The sequence below is a fragment of the Saccharothrix syringae genome (assembly GCF_009498035.1).
Taxonomy (GTDB): Bacteria; Actinomycetota; Actinomycetes; order Mycobacteriales; family Pseudonocardiaceae; genus Actinosynnema; species Actinosynnema syringae.
This window is the reverse complement of the sequence record NZ_CP034550.1, coordinates 5,969,322-5,989,986: the sequence shown is the minus strand read 5'-3', so window position 1 is coordinate 5,989,986 and position 20,665 is coordinate 5,969,322. Positions and strand designations below refer to the sequence as shown.

General features: G+C 76.1%; 7 protein-coding genes and 1 pseudogene. 4 read left to right on the top strand and 4 right to left on the bottom strand.

The features are described from left to right. Window positions 1-9: 9 nt before the first annotated feature. Together EKG83_RS25625 and EKG83_RS25620 are read left to right on the top strand one after the other, a co-directional pair. Window positions 10-9,021: a type I polyketide synthase gene (locus EKG83_RS25625; protein WP_051766816.1), complete on the top strand. Its 9,012-nt coding sequence runs from the start codon at window positions 10-12 to the stop codon at window positions 9,019-9,021. A 41-nt stretch (window positions 9,022-9,062) separates the two neighbouring features. Continuing rightward, window positions 9,063-14,981: pseudogene (locus EKG83_RS25620) on the top strand (thioester reductase domain-containing protein); the annotation flags it as partial. 43 nt (window positions 14,982-15,024) lie between these two features. Here EKG83_RS25620 and EKG83_RS25615 read toward each other — a convergent pair. Beyond that, on the bottom strand, window positions 15,025-15,633 hold the full coding sequence (locus tag EKG83_RS25615) for a hypothetical protein (RefSeq protein ID WP_033434780.1): 609 nt from the start codon (window positions 15,631-15,633) through the stop codon (window positions 15,025-15,027). 80 nt (window positions 15,634-15,713) lie between these two features. On the opposite strand from EKG83_RS25615, the gene EKG83_RS25610 reads away from it, so the two are divergent. Both EKG83_RS25610 and EKG83_RS25605 read left to right on the top strand, forming a co-directional pair. Next, entirely contained in the window at window positions 15,714-16,085 is a 372-nt protein-coding gene (locus EKG83_RS25610; protein WP_051766814.1) for a DUF1877 family protein, read from the top strand. A 151-nt stretch (window positions 16,086-16,236) separates the two neighbouring features. Beyond that, a complete protein-coding gene (locus EKG83_RS25605) occupies window positions 16,237-16,578 on the top strand; it encodes a hypothetical protein (protein WP_153278376.1) in 342 nt (113 codons plus the stop codon). Window positions 16,579-16,648: 70 nt separating this feature from the next. Here the strand turns inward: EKG83_RS25605 and EKG83_RS25600 are convergent, their stop codons facing one another. The 3 genes from EKG83_RS25600 to EKG83_RS48220 form a co-directional block, all read right to left on the bottom strand. Next, the gene (locus tag EKG83_RS25600; protein ID WP_033434778.1) at window positions 16,649-17,536 is read right to left on the bottom strand and encodes a DUF4082 domain-containing protein; all 888 of its coding nucleotides are present in this window, start codon (window positions 17,534-17,536) and stop codon (window positions 16,649-16,651) included. Window positions 17,537-17,675: 139 nt separating this feature from the next. Continuing rightward, window positions 17,676-18,107, bottom strand: coding sequence for a winged helix-turn-helix transcriptional regulator (locus EKG83_RS25595; RefSeq protein WP_033434777.1), 432 nt, complete (start codon window positions 18,105-18,107; stop codon window positions 17,676-17,678). Window positions 18,108-18,307: 200 nt separating this feature from the next. Beyond that, entirely contained in the window at window positions 18,308-20,443 is a 2,136-nt protein-coding gene (locus tag EKG83_RS48220; protein WP_228122197.1) for a BTAD domain-containing putative transcriptional regulator, read from the bottom strand. Window positions 20,444-20,665 lie beyond the last annotated feature (222 nt).

Sequence of the window (20,665 nt, the reverse complement as noted above, 5' to 3'; positions counted from 1 at the left end):
GAGACGGACGTGGCTGACGAAGACAAGCTCCGCGACTACCTCAAGCGGGCCATCGCCGACGCGCGGGACGCACGCCGCAGGCTCAAGGAGGTCGAGGACAAGGAGCAGGAACCGATCGCGATCGTGGGCATGGCCTGCCGCTACCCCGGCGGCGTGCGCACCCCCGAGGACCTGTGGCGGCTGGTGGCCGAGGGCCGCGACGCGGTCACCGGCTTCCCCGCCAACCGCGGCTGGCCCGCCGACCTGCACGACCCCGACCCGGACAAGGTGGGCAAGTCCACCACCGGGCACGGCGGGTTCCTGCACGACGCCGACCTGTTCGACGCCGAGTTCTTCGGCCTGTCGCCGCGCGAGGCGCTGGCCGTCGACCCCCAGCAGCGGCTGCTGCTGGAGACCACCTGGGAGGCCGTGGAACGCGCCGGCGTCGACCCCGAGACGCTGCGCGGCAGCCGGACCGGCGTGTTCGTCGGCGTGATGTACAACGACTACGGCTCGCGACCCAACCTGCCCGCCGAGGGCGTGGAGGGCTACCTGTTCAGCGGCAGCGCGGGCAGCATCGCGTCCGGCCGGCTGGCCTACGCCTTCGGGTTCGAGGGCCCGACGCTGACCGTGGACACCGCGTGCTCCTCGTCGCTGGTCGCCCTGCACCTGGCCGCGAACGCGCTGCGCCGCGGCGAGTGCGAGCTGGCCGTGACCGGCGGCGCGACGGTGATGTCCACGCCCACGGCGTTCGTCGAGTTCTCCCGGCTGCGCGGGCTGGCCGCCGACGGCCGCTGCAAGTCCTTCTCCGACGACGCCGACGGCACCGGCTGGGCCGAGGGCGTGGGCGTGCTGCTGCTGGAGCGGCTGTCCGACGCCCGCCGCAACGGCCACCCCGTGCTGGCCCTGGTGCGCGGCACCGCGGTCAACTCCGACGGCGCCTCCAACGGCCTGACCGCGCCCAACGGCCCGGCCCAGGAGCGGGTGATCCGCCAGGCCCTGGCCTCCGCGCGGCTGTCCACCTCCGACGTCGACCTGGTCGAGGCGCACGGCACCGGCACCACCCTGGGCGACCCGATCGAGGCCCGCGCCGTGCTGGCCACCTACGGCCAGGACCGCGACCGGCCGGTGTGGCTGGGCTCGCTGAAGTCCAACATCGGCCACTCGCAGGCCGCGGCCGGCGTCGGCGGCATCATCAAGGTGGTGCAGGCCATGCGGCACGGCGTCGCGCCGCGCACCCTGCACGCCGAGCGGCCCTCCCGCCACGTCGACTGGACCTCCGGCGCGGTGGAGCTGCTGACCGAGGCCCGCGAGTGGCCGCGCGCCGACCGGCCGCGGCGGGCCGCGGTGTCCTCGTTCGGCTTCGGCGGCACCAACGCCCACGTCGTGGTGGAGGAGGCCGAGCCCGAGGAGGTCCCCGCCGGCACCGCGACCGGCCCGGTGCCGGTCGTGCTGTCGGGGAAGTCCCCGGAGGCCGTGGCCGAGCTGGCCCGCTCGCTGGAGGGCGTCGAACTCACCCCGGACGTGGCCTACACCCTGGCCACCCGCACGCCCATGCCCTACCGCTCCGGGTCGGTCGACCCGGCCGACCTCCCGCCCGCCGTGCCCGCCAGGCCGGGCAAGGTCGCGTTCGCCTTCACCGGCCAGGGCTCGCAGCGCGTCGGCATGGGCCTGGAGCTGGCCCGCGCGCAGCCGGTGTTCGCGAAGGCCCTCGACGAGGTGCTGGCGCACTTCGACGTCCCGGTGCGCGAGGCGATCTCCTCCGGCGAGGGCCTGGACGGCACGGGCCTGGCGCAGCCGGCGCTGTTCGCGGTGGAGGTGGCGCTGTTCCGGCTGCTGGAGTCCTGGGGCGTGCGCCCGGACTTCCTGGTCGGCCACTCCATCGGCGAACTGGCCGCCGCGCACGTCGCCGGCGTGCTGTCCCTGGCCGACGCCGCGAAGCTGGTGCAGGCGCGCGGCCGGCTGATGCAGGCACTGCCCGAGGGCGGCGCGATGGTGGCCGTGCGCGCCGCCGAGGACGAGCTGGACCTGCCCGAGGGCGTGGCGGTCGCGGCGGTCAACGGGCCGCGGTCGATCGTGCTCTCCGGTGTCGAGGAGGCCGTGCTCCGGGCGGCCGAGGGCCTGCGGGGCAAGCGGCTGGCCGTGAGCCACGCGTTCCACTCGCCGCTGATGGAGCCCATGCTCGACGAGTTCCGGGCCGTCGCGCGCACGCTGGCGTTCCACGCGCCGCAGGTCCCGGTGGCGTCCACGGTGTCGCCCGACGCCGACTGGACCGACCCGGAGTACTGGGTCGAGCAGGTCCGCGCGACCGTGCGCTTCCACGACGCGATGACCGCCCTGGTCGAGCGGGGCGTGCGCACCGTGGTCGAACTCGGCCCCGACGCCGTGCTGTCCGGGCTCACCGCGGCGGCGTTCGACGACGTCACCCCGGTGCCGCTGCTGCGCGCCGACCGCCCGGAGCCGGTGGCCGCGGCCGCCGCGCTGGCCGCGCTGCACACTTGCGGCGTTGACCCGGACTGGGCCGCGGTGTTCCCCGGCGCCCGCAAGGTGCCCGTGCCCACCTACGCCTTCCAGCGCAAGCGCTACTGGCTGCGCCCGGCACCCGGCGGCGACGTCTCGGCGGCCGGCCTGCGCGCGGCCGGGCACCCGCTGCTGGGCGCCGCGGTGGACCTGCCCGACGGCTCGACCGTGCTCACCGGCACCCTCTCGCTGTCCGCGCACCCGTGGCTGGCCGACCACCGCGTGAACGGCGCGGTCGTGGTGCCCGGCACGGCGCTGGCCGAGGTGGCGGGCCGCGCCCTGGCCGAGCTGACCATCACCGCGCCGCTGGTGGTGCCCGAGGACGGCGCGGTCACCGTGCGGGTGGTGCGCGCCGAGGACGCGGTGGAGATCTACTCGCGGCGCGACGACGAGGAGTGGACCCGGCACGCCACCGGCGCGCCCGCCGCCGACCCCGGACCCACCGAGGACCTGCTGGCGTGGCCGCCGGAGGGTGCCGAGGAGGTCGACTTCTCCTACGACGGCGTGGAGCGCCACGGCTACGGCTACGGGCCCCGGTTCCGCGGCCTGCGTCGGGTGTGGCGCCGCGGCGAGGAGCTGTTCGCCGAGGTCGCGCTCTCGGAGGAGCCGGAGGTGACCGGTTTCGCGGTGCACCCGGCGCTGTTCGACGCCGCGCTGCACCCGCTGCTGCCCGGCGTGGTCGACCACGACCGGCCCGCCGCGCTGCCCTTCTCCTGGCACGGCGTCCGCTTCCACGGCACCGCCGGCACCGCGCTGCGCGTCCGGATCACCCCCACCGGCCCGGAGTCGGTGGCGCTGCTGCTGGCCGACAGCGCCGGCACGCCCGTGGTGTCGGTGGACGAACTGGTGCTGCGGCCCGCGAGCGCGTCGGGAACCGGCGACCGGCTGCTGTTCACCCCCGCCTGGCGCACCGCCGACGCCGCCGTGGACGCCGTGGTGGCGGTGGAGGCGGGCGAGGGCACCGTGCCCGAGCGCACCCACCGCGCCGTGCACCACGTGCTGGGCGTCCTGCGGGACTGGCTGGCCCGCGACGGCGGCCGGCTGGGCATCGAGGTCGGCGACGACCTGGCCCACGCCGCCGTGCACGGCCTGGTGCGCAGCGCCGCGGCCGAGCACCCCGACCGGTTCGCCGTGGTGCGCGGCGGACAGGTCGTCGAGCAGCGCCTGGTGCCCGCGCCGCGCCCGCAGGGCCAGGCCCCGAACTGGGACACCGTGCTGGTCACCGGCGCCGGCGGCGCCCTGGGCTCGGCCCTGGCGCGGCACCTGGTCGACCGGCACGGCGCGCGCAAGCTCGTGCTGGTCAGCCGCAGCGGGCGGGCCCCGGAGGTCCCCGGCGACGTGGAGGTGGTCACCGCCGCCTGCGACGTGGCCGACCGCGACGCCCTGGCCGCGCTGCTGGCCGAGCACCCCGTCACCGCGGTCGTGCACACCGCGGGCGTGCTCCGGGACGGCACCCTGGGGTCGCTGACGCCCGAGCAGGTCGACGCGGTGCTGCGGCCCAAGGTCGACGCCGCGTGGAACCTGCACGAGTTGGTCGGCGACGTGGACGCGTTCGTGCTCTACTCCTCGATCGCGGGCGTGCTGGGCACCGCGGGCCAGGCCAACTACGCGGCGGGCAACACCTTCCTCGACGCGCTGGCCGAGCACCGCCGCGCGCTGGGCCTCAAGGCGACCTCGCTGGCGTGGGGCCTGTGGGAGACCGGCAGCGCCATGTCCGACGGCCTGTCCGAAGTGGACCGCAAGCGCATCGGCAGGCTGGGGCTCAAGCCGCTGGGCACGCAGGAGGCGCTGGCGGCGTTCGACGCGGCCCTGGCCGGCGACGAGCCGGTGCTCGCCGTCACCGGCCTGGACCGGGCCGCGCTGCGCGAGGACCCGCACCCGGCGCTGCGCGAGCTGGCCCCGCGCAAGGCCAGGGCCCGGCAGGCCGGCGACCGGTTCGCCGCGCTGTCCGAGGGCGACCGGCTGCGCGCGCTCACCGAGCTGGTGCGCACCCAGGTCGCGGCCGTGCTCGGCCACGCCGACCCCGCCGGGGTCGAGGCCGACCGCGCGTTCACCGCGCTGGGCTTCGACTCGCTGACCGCGGTGGAGCTGCGCAACCGGCTGGCCGCCGCGACCGGGCAGAAGCTGCCCACCACGCTGGTGTTCGACCACCCGACGCCCGCCGCGCTCGCCCGGTTCCTGGCGGGCTCGGTCGCGCCCGAGAAGGTCGAGCGCAAGGCCGTGACCCCGGTGGACGAGCCCATCGCGATCGTGGGCATGGCCTGCCGCTACCCGGGCGGCGTGCGCACCCCCGAGGACCTGTGGCAACTGGTCGTCGAGGGCCGCGACGCGGTCAGCGGGTTCCCGACCAACCGCGGCTGGGACCTCGACGCCCTCTACGACCCGGACCCGGAGCGGGCCGGCACGAGCTACACCCGCGAGGGCGGGTTCCTGCACGACGCGGACCTGTTCGACCCGGAGTTCTTCGGCATGTCGCCGCGCGAGGCGCTGGCCACCGACCCCCAGCAGCGGCTGCTGCTGGAGACCGCGTGGGAGGCCATCGAGCGCGCGGGCATCGACCCGTCCGGGCTGCGCGGCAGCCGCACCGGCGTGTTCGCCGGCCTGATGTACCACGACTACGGCAGCGGCGGCGCCCTGCCGCCGGAGCTGGAGGGCTACCTGGCGGGCGGCACGGCCGGCAGCGTCGCGTCCGGGCGGCTGGCCTACGCGCTGGGCCTGGAGGGCCCCGCGATCACCGTCGACACCGCCTGCTCGTCGTCGCTGGTGGCCCTGCACCTGGCCGCGCAGGCGCTGCGCAACGGCGAGTGCGACCTGGCGCTGGCCGGCGGCGCGACGATCATGTCCACGCCCACGCCGTTCGTGGAGTTCTCCCGCCAGCGCGGGCTGTCCCCGGACGGCCGCTGCAAGCCGTTCGCCGCGGCCGCCGACGGCACCGGCTGGGCCGAGGGCGTGGGCCTGCTGCTGGTGGAGCGGCTGTCGGACGCGGTGCGCCACGGGCACCCGGTGCTGGCCGTGGTGCGCGGCACCGCGGTCAACCAGGACGGGGCGTCCAACGGCCTGACCGCGCCCAGCGGCCCGGCGCAGCAGCGGGTCATCCGCGCCGCGCTCGACGCCGCCGGCCTGGGGCCCGCGGACGTGGACGTGGTGGAGGCGCACGGCACCGGCACCACCCTGGGCGACCCGATCGAGGCCGAGGCGCTGCACGCGGTCTACGGCGTCGAGCGCCCCCGGCCCCTGGCGCTGGGCTCGCTGAAGTCCAACATCGGCCACACCCAGGCCGCGGCCGGCGTCGGCGGGATCATCAAGGTGGTGCAGGCCATGCGGCACGGGGTGATGCCCCGCACCCTGCACGTGGACCGGCCCAGCCCGCACGTGGAGTGGTCGGGCGCCATCGAGCTGCTGACCGAGGCGCGCGAGTGGCCGGCCGACCGGCCGCGCCGGGCGGCGGTGTCCTCGTTCGGCATCAGCGGCACCAACGCCCACGTCGTGCTGGAGCAGGCCCCCGAGGCCGCGGCGGAGCCCGCCGCGGTGCAGGGCCCGGTGCCGGTGGTGGTCTCGGCGCGCACGCCCGCCGCCCTGGCCGAGCAGGTGGAGCGGCTGGCCGGCGCGGACGTGCCGCTCGCGGACCTGGCCCACACCCTGGGCACCGGCCGCGCCCTGCTGGAGCACCGCGCCGTGGTGGCCGCCACCGACCCGGCCGACCTGCGCGCGGCGCGGGTGCTGCCGAAGGCCACCGACGGCCGGGTGGCGTTCGTGTTCACCGGCCAGGGCTCGCAGCGGGTGCGGATGGGCCTGGAGCTGGCCGAACGCTTCCCGGTGTTCGCCGAGGCCCTCGACGAGGTGTGCGCGCTGCTCCCGGCGCACGTGCGCGAGGCCGTCGCCTCCGGCGAGGGCCTGGACGAGACCGGCACGGCCCAGCCCGCGCTGTTCGCGGTGGAGGTCGCGCTGGTCCGGCTGCTGGAGTCCTGGGGCGTGCGCCCGGACTTCCTGGCGGGCCACTCCATCGGCGAGATCGCCGCCGCGCACGCCGCCGGCGTGCTGTCCCTGGCCGACGCCGCGAAGCTCGTGGAGGCGCGCGGCCGGCTGATGCAGGCGCTGCCCCGCGGTGGCGCGATGGTCGCCGTCCAGGCCGCCGAGGACGAGGTGGTCCTGCCCGGGGGCGTGGCCGTCGCGGCGGTCAACGGGCCCCGGTCGATCGTGCTCTCCGGTGTCGAGGACGCCGTGCTGCGCGCCGCCGAGGGCCTGCGGGCCAAGCGGCTGGCCGTCAGCCACGCGTTCCACTCGCCGCTGATGGAGCCCATGCTGGAGGAGTTCCGCGAGGTCGTGCGCGGGCTGGAGTTCCACGAGCCCACCACGCCCGTGGTGTCCTCGGTCTCCGCCGACGGCGACTGGACCGACCCGGAGTACTGGGTGCGGCACGTGCGCGAGACCGTCCGCTTCGCCGACGCCGCCCGGCGGCTGGTCGAGGCGGGCGTGACCACCTTCGTCGAGGTCGGCCCGGACGCGGTGCTGTCCGGCCTGCTCGGCGCGGTGCTGCCGGAGGGCTCGGCCGCGCTGCCCGCGCTGCGCCGCGACCGCCCCGAGGCGGCCACCGCGGTGGAGCTGTTCGCGACCCTGCACGCCAGGGGCGTGGCCGTGGACTGGTCGGCCTTCCCCGGCCGGCGGGCGGTGCTGCCCACCTACCCGTTCCAGCGCGAGCGGTACTGGCTGACCACCCGCGCCCGCGCCGGCGCCGGGCACCCGGTGCTCGACCCGGCGGTGCCCGTGGCGGGCACCGGGGAGGTGCTGTTCACCGGCCGCACCGACCGGCGGCTCACCGCGGCCGGCCTGGCCGGGCTGGCCTGGCACGCCGGCCGCGAGGTCGGCCACCCGGTGCTGGACCTCGACGTCGACTCGCTGCCCGAGGACGCCGAGGTGCGCGTGCAGGTCAAGGTCGGCGCGCCCGAGGACGGGCGGCGCCCGGTCACCGTGCACTCCTGGCGCGACGGCTGGGTCGAGCACGCCCGCGGCACCCTGGCCGCGGGACCGGCGGTGGACGCGCGGGTCGACCTGGACCTGGTCGCCCGCGACGACCTCGACCCGGTGCTCTGGCGCGGGCTGCGCGCCACCGCGCCGGGCACGGCCGTGCGCTTCGACGGCGAGGCGTTCCGCGACGAGGCGGGCGCCGAGGTGGCCCGGGTGGACGAGGTGTCCTTCCGCGCCCTGGGCACCGCGCTCTACGAGGTGCGGTGGCAACCGGTGGAGCTGCCCGCCGCCGACGGGCCCGAGCCGGAGGTGCTGCGGGTCGAGGCCGGGCCGGACCCGGTGACCACCGCGCACACCGCCACCCGGCGGGTGCTGGCCGAGCTGCGCCGCCGCGCCGCGGGCACCGGGCGGCTGGTGGTGCTCACGCCCGACCCGGCCGACCCCGGCATCGCCGCGGTCTGGGGCCTGGTGCGCGCCGCCCAGGCCGAGGCGCCCGACCGGATCGTGCTGGTCGGCGGCGAGCCGGCCCGGCTGGCCCCGGTGGTGGCCTCGGGCGAGCCGCAGGTGCTGCTGCGCGACGGCGGGGCGTTCGCGCCCCGGCTGGTGCGCGCGGAGCCCCGTCGGGTCGAGCCGGCCGACCTGGTGGTGCACCGGGTCGAACCGCCCGCGGCCGCCGTGCTCGGCGCGCTCACCGACGAGGCGCTGGACGAGGTGCTGCGCGAGGTCGTGGACGCGGCGTGGAAGCTGCACGAGGCCGAACCGGAGCGGACCCTGGCGTTCGCGTCCACCGTGGACGGGCTGGGGGTGACCGGTCAGGCCCACTACGCGGCCGGCGCGGCGTTCCTGGAGGCCCTGGCCCGGCTGCGCCGCGAGGCCGGGCAGCCGGGCGCGTTCGTGGTGCTGCCCGCCGAGGCCGACGACGACGCGCTGGGGGCGGCGGTCCGGGCGGGGCTGCCCGCCGTGGTCGCGGCGCCGGTGTCGGCGCTGCCCGCGAGCCCGCTGCTGCGCGACCTGGTGCGCCCGGCGCCGGCGGCGACGCTGGCCGAGCGGCTGGCGGGCGTGGCCGAGGGCGACCGGCACCGGGTGGCCGCCGAGGTGGTGCGCGAGCAGGTGGCCGCGGTGCTGGGCCACGGCGACCCGCGCCGGGTGGACCTGGAGCGGCCGTTCGGCGACCTGGGCTTCGACTCGCTGACCTCGGTCGACCTGCGCAACCGGCTGGCCGCGGCCACCGGCGTGCGGCTGGAGGCCACGCTGGTGTTCGACCACCCCACGCCCGCCGCGCTCACCGAGGTGCTGCTGGCGCGCGTCGCGCCCGCCGAGCGGCCCGTGCCGCCCGCGCTGGCCGAGCTGGACCGGCTGGAGGCGGTGCTGGCCGGCATCGGCCACGACGACGACCACCGCGACGAGATCACCGTGCGGCTGCGCACGATCCTGTCGCGCTGGAACTCCGCGGCCGACTCCCCGGCCGGCGACCGGGCGCGCCCCGACTTCGCCTCCGCCACCACCAGCGAGCTGTTCGACTTCATCGACAACCAGCTCGGCCGCGTCGCGCGCTGACCGGTCGACCCCACCGAGCAGGAGAGGAAACCCCGGTGTCCAACGAGGAACGGCTGGTCGAGTACCTGAAGTGGGTGACCGCCGACCTGCAGCAGGCCAGGGAGCGCATCGCCGAGCTGGAGGCAGCCGAACCCGAGCCCGTGGCCATCGTGGCCATGGCCTGCCGCTACCCCGGCGGCGTGTCCTCGCCGGAGGACCTGTGGCGGCTGGTCGAGTCCGGCGGCGACGGCATCACCGAGTGGCCGACCGACCGAGGCTGGGACGTGGAACGCCTCTACGACCCCGAACCCGGCACGCCCGGCCGCACCTACACCCGCGAGGGCGGGTTCATCGAGCACGCCACCGAGTTCGACGCGGCGTTCTTCGGCATCTCGCCGCGCGAGGCGCTGGGCATGGACCCGCAGCAGCGGGTGCTGCTGGAGACCGCGTGGGAGCTGTTCGAGCGCGCCGGCATCGACCCCGCCGGCCTGCGCGGCACCCGGACCGGCGTGTTCGCCGGCGTGGGCGAGCAGAGCTACCTGGGCCTGGCCGGGCCGGAGGAGCTGGAGGGCTTCCTGATGACCGGCAAGCTCTCCAGCGTCGCCTCCGGCCGGGTGTCCTACACCTTCGGGCTGGAGGGCCCGGCGGTCACCGTCGACACGGCCTGCTCGTCGTCGCTGGTGGCGCTGCACCTGGCGGTGCGGTCGCTGCGCGAGGGCGAGTCGAGCCTGGCGCTGGCCGGCGGCAGCACGGTCTACGGCTCGCCGACCGGCTACGTGGACTTCTCCCGCCAGCGCGGCCTGGCGCCCGACGGCCGGTGCAAGTCCTTCTCCGGCACCGCCGACGGCACCGGCTGGTCGGAGGGCGTGGGCCTGCTGCTGCTGGAGCGGCTGTCCGACGCCCGCCGCAACGGCCACCCGGTGCTGGCGGTCGTGCGCGGCACCGCCATCAACCAGGACGGCGCGTCCAACGGCCTGACCGCGCCCAACGGGCCCGCGCAGGAGCGGGTCATCCGGGCCGCGCTGGCCGACGCCCGGCTCACCCCGGCGGACGTGGACGTGGTGGAGGCGCACGGCACCGGCACCCGGCTGGGCGACCCGATCGAGGCGCAGGCGCTGCTGGCCACCTACGGGCAGGGCCGGTCCGAACCGCTGCTGCTGGGGTCGCTGAAGTCCAACATCGGGCACAGCGTCGCCGCCGCCGGCGTCGGCGGGGTGATCAAGATGGTGGAGGCCATGCGGCACGGCGTCGCGCCGCGGACCCTGCACGTCACCGAGCCCACCCCGGTGGTCGACTGGTCGGCGGGCGCGGTCGAGCTGCTGACCGAGGCCCGCCCCTGGCCCGCGGCCGACCGGGCGCGGCGGGCGGCGGTGTCGTCGTTCGGCGTCAGCGGCACCAACGCGCACGTCGTGCTGGAGCACGTGCCCGAGCCCGAGGCGGTCGAGGTGCCGCGGTCGGCGGGGGAGTGGCCGTTCCTGCTGTCCGCGCGCAGCCCCGAGGCGCTGCGCGCCCAGGCCGCGCGGCTGCGCGACCACGTGGCGGCCGACCCCGCGCTGGAGCCCGCGGACGTGGCGTTCTCGCTGGCCACCACGCGGGCCGCGCTGGAGCACCGGGGCGCGGTGGTGGCGGCCGACCGCGAGGGGCTGCTGACCGCGCTGGAGGCGTTCGCGGGCGGTGCGCCCGTGCCGCCGCCGGGCCGCACCGCGTTCCTGTTCACCGGCCAGGGCGCGCAGCGCGCGGGCATGGGCCGCGACCTGCACGAGCGGTACCCGGTCTTCGCCGAGGCGTTCGACGCGGTGTGCGCGCTGATGGACCCGCACCTGCCCCGGCCGCTCAAGGAGGTCGTGTTCGGCGGCTCCGACGAGCTGCACCGCACCCGCTACACCCAGCCCGCGCTGTTCGCCTTCGAGGTGGCGCTGTTCCGGCTGCTGGAGTCCTGGGGCGTGCGGCCGGACTGCGTGGCCGGGCACTCGCTGGGCGAGCTGACCGCCGCGCACGTGGCCGGGGTGTTCTCGCTGGAGGACGCGTGCGCCCTGGTCGCCGCCCGCGCCCGGCTGATCGACGAGCTGCCCGCCGGCGGTGCGATGGTGGCGGTGGCCGCGCCGCCCGCCGAGGTCGAGCCGCTGCTGGTGCCCGGCGTGGGCATCGCCGCGGTCAACGGGCCCGCCGCGGTCGTGGTGTCCGGCGACGAGGACGGCGTGCGCGCGGTGGAGGAGGAGCTGCGGGCGCGCGGGTGCCGGACCAAGCGGCTCACCGTCAGCCACGCGTTCCACTCCCCGCGCATGGAGCCGGCGCTGGCGCCGTTCCGCGAGGTCGCCGCGAGGGTGACCTACGCCGAACCGGTCATCCCGGTGGTGTCCAACGTGACCGGTGCCCCGGCGGGCGGTGAGCTGCTGCGCTCGCCGGACTACTGGGTGCGGCACGTGCGCGAGGCCGTGCGGTTCGCCGACTGCGCGCGTGCCCTGGCCAAGGAGGGCGTGACCACGTTCGTCGAGGTCGGCCCGGACGCGGTGCTGACCCCGATGGTGCGCGACACCGTCGACGGGGTGGCCGCGGTCGCCCTCCAGCGGGCCGGCGGCGGCCTGGTCGCGGGCCTCGCCGCCCTGCACGGCCACGGCGTCGCGGTGGACTGGCGCGCGTTCTTCGCCGGCAGCAACGCCCGCAAGGTGCCCCTGCCCACCTACCCGTTCCAGCGGCAGCGGTTCTGGGTCGAGCACACCGAGGCGGTGGACGCGGGCGAGCTGGGCCTGGCCGACGCCCACCACCCGCTGCTCGGCGCGGCCGTCCCGGTGGCCGACAGCGGCGAGGTGCTGTTCACCGCCCGGCTCTCCCCGCGCACCCAGCCGTGGCTGGCGCACCACCGGGTGCACGGCGCGGTCGTGCTGCCGCCGGCGGCGCTGGTGGAGCTGGCGATCCGGGCCGGCGACGAGGTGGGGCTGCCCCGGCTGGCGGAGCTGGAGGTGACCGCGCCGGTGGTGGTGCCCGACCGCGGCGTGCAGCTGCAGGTGCGGGTGAGCGGCGACCGGGTGACCGTCCACTCGCGACTGGACGGCGCCTGGCGCGCGCACGCCACCGGGCGGCTCGCCCCGGCCGGTCCGGCGCCCGCGTTCGCCGACGGGCCGTGGACCGAGGTCGAGGGCGTGGAACCCGGCGGGTTCGGGCTGCACCCGACCCTGCTCGACCGGGCCGTGCGCCTGCTGGGCGACGGTGCGGCCGTGCGGTGGCGCGACGTGGAGCTGCACGCGGTCGGCGCGGCCTCTTTGCGCGCCCGGGTGACCGGGGACGGGCTGCTGCTGGCCGACCCGAGCGGCGCCCCGGTGGCCACGGTCGGGTCCGTCGAGCTGGCGCCCGTGGCACCCGACGAGGTGGCCGACGGGCTGCTGCGGCCCGCCGACGCGCTGCTGGAGGTGGTGTGGGAGCCGGTGGAGCTGCCCGCGGGGGCTGGGACGCCACCCCGGGTGGTGCGCTGGTCGCCCGGCGCGGACCTGCACACCCGGCTCGCCGCCGCGCTGGCCGACCTCCAGCGCGGCGAACCGCTGGTCGCGGTCACCTCCGGCGCGGTCGGCCCCGACGTGACCGACGTGGACGGCGCCGCCCTGTGGGGCCTGGCCAGGTCCGCGCAGTCCGAGCAGCCGGGCCGGATCACGCTGGTGGACGCGGACGAGGCGACCGACGAGCTGGTGGCGGCCGTGGTGGCGTCGGGCGCGGCGCAGGTCGTGGTGCGCGGCGGGGTCGCGCACGTGCCGGTGCTGCGGCCCGCCTCGCTGACCCGGCAGCGGTGGGACCGCTCGGGCACCGTGCTGGTCACCGGCGGCACGGGTGCGCTGGGCGCGCTGGTGGCCCGGCACCTGGTCACCGCGCACGGCGTGCGGAGCCTGGTGCTGACCAGCCGCCGGGGGCCCGACTCGCCGGGCGCGGCCGAGCTGGTGGCCGAGCTGTCCGCGCACGGCGCGCGGGTGGTCGTGGAGGCGTGCGACGTGGCCGACCGGGACCAGGTGGCCGCGCTGCTGGCGCGGCACCCGCTGACCGGCGTGGTGCACACCGCGGGCGTCATCGACGACGGCCTGGTCGGCGACCTGACCCCGGAGCGGCTGGCCGGCGTGCTGGCGCCCAAGGCCGACGCCGCCCGCCACCTGCACGAGCTGACCCGGGGCCACGACCTGACCGCGTTCGTGCTGTTCTCCTCGATCGCGGGCGTGATCGGCGGTGCGGGCCAGGGCAACTACGCCGCCGCGAACGCCTACCTCGACGGCCTGGCCGCGCACCGCCGGTCCATCGGCCTGCCCGCCACCTCCATCGCCTGGGGCCTGTGGGAGCAGACCAGCGGCATCACCGCCAACCTCACCGACGCCGACCGGAGCCGCATCGCCAAGGCCGGCCTGCGGCCCGTGGCCACCGGGCACGGCCTGGCCATGCTCGACGCGGCCCTGGGCACCACGGCCGTGGTGGCCGCCCCGGTGGACCGCGACGCCCTGCGCGCCCGGCCCGACCAGGCGCCGCCGCTGCTGCGCACCCTGCTGCCGGTGGTGCGGCCCGCGGCCCGCAACGGCGCGCCGGCACCCGACCTGGCCGAGCTGACCGAGGACGAGCGGCGGCGCGTGGTCACCGACCTGGTGCACGCCGAGGTCGCCGCCGTGCTCGGGCTGACCGCGCCGGTGGAGGACCGGCCGTTCCCCGACCTGGGCTTCGACTCGCTGCTGTCGGTGGAGCTGCGCAACCGGGTGGCCGCCGCCACCGGCCTGACCCTGCCCGCCACCGTGGTGTTCGACCACCCGACGCCGGGCGCGCTGGCCGCGTTCCTGGCCGGCGCGGCCGGGGCGACCGAGGTGGACTACGAGGCCGAGGTGGTGCTGCCCGACGACATCCGGCCGGCCGACGAGGTCGTGCGCACGGTGTCCGCGCCCGAGCACGTGCTGCTGACCGGCGGCACCGGCTTCCTCGGCGCGTTCCTGCTGCGGGAGCTGCTGAAGGCTTCGGACGCGACCGTGCACTGCCTGGTGCGCGCCGCGGACGAGGAGGAGGGGCGCCGCAAGCTGGAGGCCAACCTCCGCTGGTACCGGCTCCGGGACGAGGTCGATTTCTCGCGGCTGCGCGTGGTGCCCGGCGACCTGTCCAAGCCCCGGCTGGGGCTCACCGAGGAGGTCTTCGACCACCTGGCCCGCACCGTGGACGTCGTCTACCACGGCGGCGCGGTGGTCAACTGGCTGCGCCCGTACCAGGATTTGAAGGCGGCCAACGTGCACGGCACCCAGGAGGTGCTGCGGCTGGCCGCGCGGCACCGCACCGTGCCGGTCCACCACCTGTCCACCACGGGGGTGTTCGCGGGGATGCGCGAACCCGGCGTGCCGTTGAGGGTGGACGACCCGACCGGCCCGGCGCCCGAGCTGCCCAGCGGTTACCTGCGCAGCAAGTGGGTCGCCGAGGGGGTCGTGGGGCTGGCCCGTTCGCGCGGGTTGCCGGTCTCGGTCTACCGGGTCGACCTGGTCTCCGGCGACCAGCGCAACGGCGCCTGCCAGACCCGTGACTTCGTGTGGCTGAGCACCAAGGGTTTGGTCCAGGCCGGTTCGGTGCCGCGCGGGCTGAGCGGCACGGTGCCGATGGTCCCGGTCGACTACGTCGCGGCCGCGGTGGTGGCGCTGTCGGCGAACTCGGGGGAGACCCACCACCTCTACAACCCCGGGCGGGTGAGCTGGCAGACCATCGTGGCGCGGTTGCGCGCCCACGGGTACGCGCTGCCGGAGCGGGACTTCGAGGAGTGGCGGGCCTCGGTGCTGGCCGACCGGGACAACGCCCTGATCCCGCTGCTGGACGCGTTCGACCTGATGACCTCCGACAGCGCCGCGTTCTACCCGCTGGTGGACGTGTCGACGACGGAGGAGGCGCTGGCCGGGACCGGGATCGCGTGCCCGCCGATCGGTGAGGAGCTGGTGGACACCTACATCCGGTTCTTCGCCGAGACCGGGTACTACCCGCCGGCGTGACCGTCGCCCGCTGGACCGCCCCGGGTGGGGCGGTCCAGCGGGGTCACAGGTAGTCGCGCCAGAACGGCACGGTGGCCCGCGGGGACCAGTCCTCCGGCCGCTCGGACTCGGTGAACTCGCGGTCGACGTAGTCGGCCAGGTCGGTGCCGTAGTAGATCATGTCCGTCCCGTAGATCGACAGCACCGGGTGCCCGGACGTGCCGCGCCCGGCGGGCAGGAACCGGTGCGCGTAGACCGGGATCATCCTGGGCACGTCCGCCAGCAGCCGACGGGCCGCCTCCACCGCCGCCTCGGGGGTGTCCGGCCGCGCGCCCCAGGCGGGCGGCCAGTGACCGTGGCGCTCCACCGCCCACAGCACGCCCCCGGTCGGCCAGTCGAGCTGTTCGCGCAGTTCGTCGGGGTTGCCGTTCCGCCACTCCGGCCACGGCTTCTCCCAGGCGTAGGTGACGCCCTCCTCCGGCTCGAAGGGGCTGTTCACCGGCAGTCCCGCCGCGAGGAACGCCCGGTGGTCGTCGGCGAACTCGAAGCCGTGCTCGTGCTCGATGCGGGCGAACTCCGCGTCGGTCAACCCGGGCTCGATCGTGCAGCAGCCCAGCTCGGCCAGGCGGTGCAAGGCCCTCGCGCCCGGGTTGGTGCCCTCGGCTGTCGTCACGGAGCGATCCTAATGCGACGAGATCCGGCGAAGTGCCGATCTTGGTGGGAGTGGTGCGGGAGACTGGCCCCCGGGTTGACTTGGACGACGAGGAGCTGCCGTACTGCTTCCTGGAGAAGTCCTGGGCCGGCATCCGGTTCCTGCTGGACGAGGCCGGGGTGGGGGTCGACGTGTACGAGGACGGCGACCCGATCGACGAGGAGTGCGTCCTGTTCGGCTGGAGCGCCGACCTGGTCGCCGCGTCCGCCGAGGCCCTGGGCGCGACGCCGTTCGAGGCGCTGGAGGTCCACTACGACCCGCGGAAGTTGAGCGAGGCGGACGTGTACCCCATGCGGCACATGTGGGACGCGGACGACATCGGCTACCTGCGGGACAACTACCGGGACCTCGTCGCGTTCTTCCGGAAGACGGCCGCGTCCGGGGGTGCGGCGATCCGGAACTTCAGCTTCTGAGTCTCCTCATCACACCGGTCGGCAGGTAACATATTACCCCTGTGCTGGCGACGTACCCGGCGTGACACGAACAGCAGTAGCGGTGATCTGCGGGGTGCTCGTCCTGGTGACGGGTTGTGGGAGTACCGGGAGTGGAGTGGCCTCGACGCCGGTGACCGGTACGACGCCGTCCGGCTTGAGCGCGGCGGAGATGTCCTCGATCGCGGCTGCGGCCGGCATCCCGCCGAAACCGGACCGGGCGACGGCGGAGGCGTACCTGGCCGAGTTGCGTGCCATCGAGCCGCTGCTCGTGGACGAGGACAACACCGACAAGGCGATCGACCGCGGGCGCAACCAGTGCAGCGCGATTCCGAACCACGCCGGCGACCAAGCCAAGCTGGTCGAGCTGACCAACACGCGGTTCACCGCGCCCGGCCATGCGTCCGGCTTCGGGCCGGAGGTCGCCGAGCAGGTGCTCGCGGTGGTCCGCAAGCACCTCTGCCCGACGTACTGACCGGACAGTCACCCACCTGGACGATCGTCCTGTCCGGGCCACCCCGCGCAGGGCGACCCGGACAGGACCGTCAGCCCCGGAACTCCGGCAGCACCGAGTAACTGCTGTCGTGGTAGGTGTCGGTCGGGAAGCCGCCGCCGACGCCGTAGTGGTAGACGCCCGCCCCGTGCACGCCGTCGTGCGGTGCGATGAACGGCGCGGCCACCAGCGTGCCGGTGAAGTAGTCCTCGGTCGCCATGTACCCGCCCTGCGGGCTGTAGAAGGAGACCACGTACTCGCGACCCGGCTCGACCGGCACCGGCGTGGCGAAGTCCGCCTGCACCATCCGGCCCGGGTGGTCGTACGGCTGCTCGGCCAGCAGCACGCCGTCGGCCCACATGCGCACCACGAGCGTCCCACGGTAGTTGCCGCGCAGCGTCGACGCGCCCAGCATCACGCCGGGCCGGTCGACGCGGACCCGGACGCCGACCTCGACGGGCTGGTCGTCGATGTCCTCGTGCTCGCCGGCCTCGGTCACGAACGGCATCGACATCTCGCACCGGACGGAGCAGTTGACCGGTTGCACCACGGTCTCGCCGCCGACGTGCACGACGATCGGCGCGCTCACGGCGCCGGGACCGGCGGTGGTGACGGGGCGCGCGGCGATCTCGGTGGTGCCGGCCTCGGTGGGCGTCCACAGGTAGGACCAGTCGATGCGGAAGTCGGGGAACAGCTCGACCGGCGTGGGCTCGACCCAGGTGGCGCCGCCGTCGAAGGTCAGCTCGGTGCCGGTGACCGGGGCGGTGTTGCCGAGGAGTGTGGTGCCGGTGACGATCACCGGCACGCCCACCGCCACCCCGGCCTGCGTGGTGGGGGTGAAGAAGCTCGCGGTGGGTTCGGCGGCCTGCGCGACCGACGTGCCGGATAACACCAGGACCACCGCGGCGACCACCGCGGACAGCCTGAGCGAACGGGACATGCGCACTCCTCCGGGCGTGGTGGGGATCTCTTCCCGGAGATTTGATCGTCTTTCCCGATCTCGCCGCTACACCGTCCACGCGGGTGGCGCCGAAGGGCTCGCGCGCCACGACCCGACGGCGGAACGGGGGTACCGCCCGTCAGCCGACGCGCTCGTCGTACCTGGCGCGGGCGCCCGCGATGTCGTCCTGGTGCGCCTCGACCCAGGACACCAGCGACTGCACCGCGCCGTGCAGGCCGCGGCCCAGGCCGGTGAGCGCGTAGTCCACCCTGGGCGGCACGACCTGGTGGACGGTGCGCTCGACCAGGCCGTCGCGCTCCAACTGGCGCAGCGTCACGGTCAGCATCCGCTGGCTGATGCCGCCGACGGCCCTGCGCAGCTCGGAGAAGCGCAGCGGGCGCCGGTCCAGCAGGGCGATCACCAGCAGGGACCACTTGTCCGCGATGCGGTCCAGGACCTGGCGGACCTCGCAGTCGAACCTGGTGTCCCACTGGCGGATCGCGCAGTCGTCGTCGGTTACCGCGAAGTCATCCGGTGACTGCGAAGTGCCTTCTTCCGCGGTGCGCGGCAATGGCAGATCATGGTGTTCCGGCAGGGTGTTCGGGGTGATGTGGTGGCAGCGCATCGGTTGCTCGCTGGTCCGGTGGGGTGCGGTGGTCGTGGAGTCGGCGCGGGGAGAACCCGGGGAGGACCCGGGGGTGGGCGCGCGGGAAGCGCCGCACGGCGGTGGGCGGCGCTTTCGTCCGGGGGGGAAGGGGCGGGTCAGTTGGTCTACAGGCCCACCACGGAGTCGCGTCCGACGGGCCCCAGCGGCAGGGTGCCGCCGCGGCGGGGGCCGAACGGCGTGAGGCCCCTCGGCCCGCTGGGCAGCAGGCCGGCGGCGGGGTTCCGGTGGGCCGCCTCGTAGTCGATGCCGGGCTCGTGGCAGTGCGCCCGCACCACCCGCCGGTGGACGACCCTGGTCGGTGCGGCCGGGACCTTCGGCGCGAGCAGCAGCCTGCCCGTGCTGTCGTCCACCGCGGACAGGATCGCGCGCCGCAGGCCGCGGGAGGTGCGGCCCGCCTGCGGGGTCAGCGTGATGGTGGCCGCGTGCTGCTTGCCGCCGCCCCAGTCGGGCCTGCGGTCCAGCAGCGACAGCCGCGCGGACGCCACCACCAGCAGCGGCGCGGTCTGCTCGGTGTCGTCCACCAAGCACTCCACCGCGTCGAGCAGGTCGTCGTCGGCCAGGTGCAGGTCCCGCAGGTCCAGCACCAGCGGGCGGTGCAGGGCGGCCAGCCGCAGGAACGCGCGCCACGCCGCGAGCGTGCCGCGTGCCGTCGCGGGGCCGACCCCGTGCCCCGGCTGCAGCAGGGGGAGCAGCCGGACGGCGTGGCCGTCGCAGCCGAGCACGCGCTCGCACGCCCGCGCCAGCTTCGCCCGCGCCGAGTCCGGCGACTCGTGCGGTTCGATGCCGCAGTAGGCGGCCAGCACCTGCGCGGCGGCGGACAGGTGGTCGTCGGCGGAGGCGACCCCGGTGAGCACCAGCGGCCCGGCGGGCTCCTGCTCGGCGCAGTGCCGCACCCCGGCCAGGAACGGGCCCATCGCCTCGTCGGCCTCGCCCAGCGCGGTGACCAGGTGCGGGGTGCCGCGCCGCAGGGTGCGGTCGAGCATGCCGCGCACCAGCAGCAGCTCGCCCTCGGGCGCGGTGTCGCGGGACGCGGTCGACGCGGCGCACTCCACCCGCCACGCCCCGCCCTCGGCGGGCGCGCACACCAGCGCCTCGCCCGCCAGCGCCCTGGTGCGGTCGCAGATCCACACCTCGTCCTGGGGCACCCGGTGCAGCAGGTGCCGGGCCTGGTCCACCAGCCGCCCGCTCACCGTCGGCGGTCCGCCGTGGCCCTGGGGCTGCGGGAAGACCAGCGCGTTGCCGGTGACCAGCGCGACGTGCACGGCCAGCCGGGCCGAGGCCAGGCAGTCGCGCAGCGCCAGCGCGGCCCGCACGGCCACCGCCTCCTGCTCCTGCCGGGTGCCGGGGTAGCCGAACAGGGCCAGCGAGGCGGAGCCGATGGAGGTGGCCACCGTGCCGCCCAGCTCCTCGATCCCGGCCCGGACCATGGCGCTCACCGCGGCCAGGGCGTGGTCGACCTCCTCCTCCGGCGCGTCGGCGACGTCGCAGGAACCGTCGCGCAGCCAGGTCTGGATGAGCGCCACGGTCATGTGCCGGTGCTGGGGGGCGCCGCCCGGCTGGAACGGGATCGCCACGGGGGCGGGCGGCGGCGCGGCGGCGGCGACCGGGTCGCGGTCCACCACCTGCGGCACCGCGACCGGCGCCGGCGCCTCGCGCTCGGGCAGGACCAGCGACGGGTCGTGCCCGAGGATGGCCTGCTGGAGCTTCTGCAGCGCCGGGCCCGGCTCCAGGCCCAGCTCGTCGACCAGGTGCTGGCGCAGGCGCTGGTAGACGTTCAGCGCGTCGGCGTGCCGGCCGCACCGGTACAGCGCGAGCATCAGCTGGCCGCAGGACCGCTCGCGCAGCCGCTCGGCCTCGACCATCGCCTCCAGCTCGCCCAGCACCGCCTGGTGCCTGCCGCAGGCCAGCTCGGCCTCGAAGTAGTCCTCCATCACGTCCAGGCGGGCGTTGGACACCACGGTCAGCTCCGGCCAGGCGATGCCGGTCTCCACCAGGTCCGCCAGCGGGGCGCCGCGCCACATCGCCAGCGCCTCGCGCAGCGTCCTGGCCGCGCGCTCCGGCGTGCCCGCGGTCAGCTCGGCCCGGCCCCGGTCGGCCTTGCGGTGGAACTCGTGCAGGTCGACCTGCTCCGGGTCGACCTGCAGGAGGTAGCCGGGTGCCTGGGTGAGCAGCTTCGGCGCGGTCGGGGACTTGTCCACCGCGAGCAGCGCCCGCAGGCTCCACACCGCGTTCTGCAGCATCTTCTTCGCCGAGGCGGGCAGGTCCTCGTTCGGCCACAGCGCGTCCAGCAGCTGGCTGGTCGGCGCGACGTGGTTGGCCTTTAAAAGCAGGAAACCCAGCGTTGCGCGCTGCTTGACCCCGCCGAGAGGTATCGGGTGCCCGTTGTGGACGACTTCGAGCGGGCCGAGCAGTCGGAATTTCATCTGACTTCCCCCATGGTTCGATGGGAGTGCCGGGAATCG

Bases quoted from the DNA above. Each gene is read 5' to 3' on its own strand.
- EKG83_RS48220 (WP_228122197.1), bottom strand. From the start codon at position 20,443: ATGCTGCAGAACGCGGTGTGGAGCCTGCGGGCGCTGCTCGCGGTGGAC.
- EKG83_RS25600 (WP_033434778.1), bottom strand. From the start codon at position 17,536: ATGTCCCGTTCGCTCAGGCTGTCCGCGGTGGTCGCCGCGGTGGTCCTG.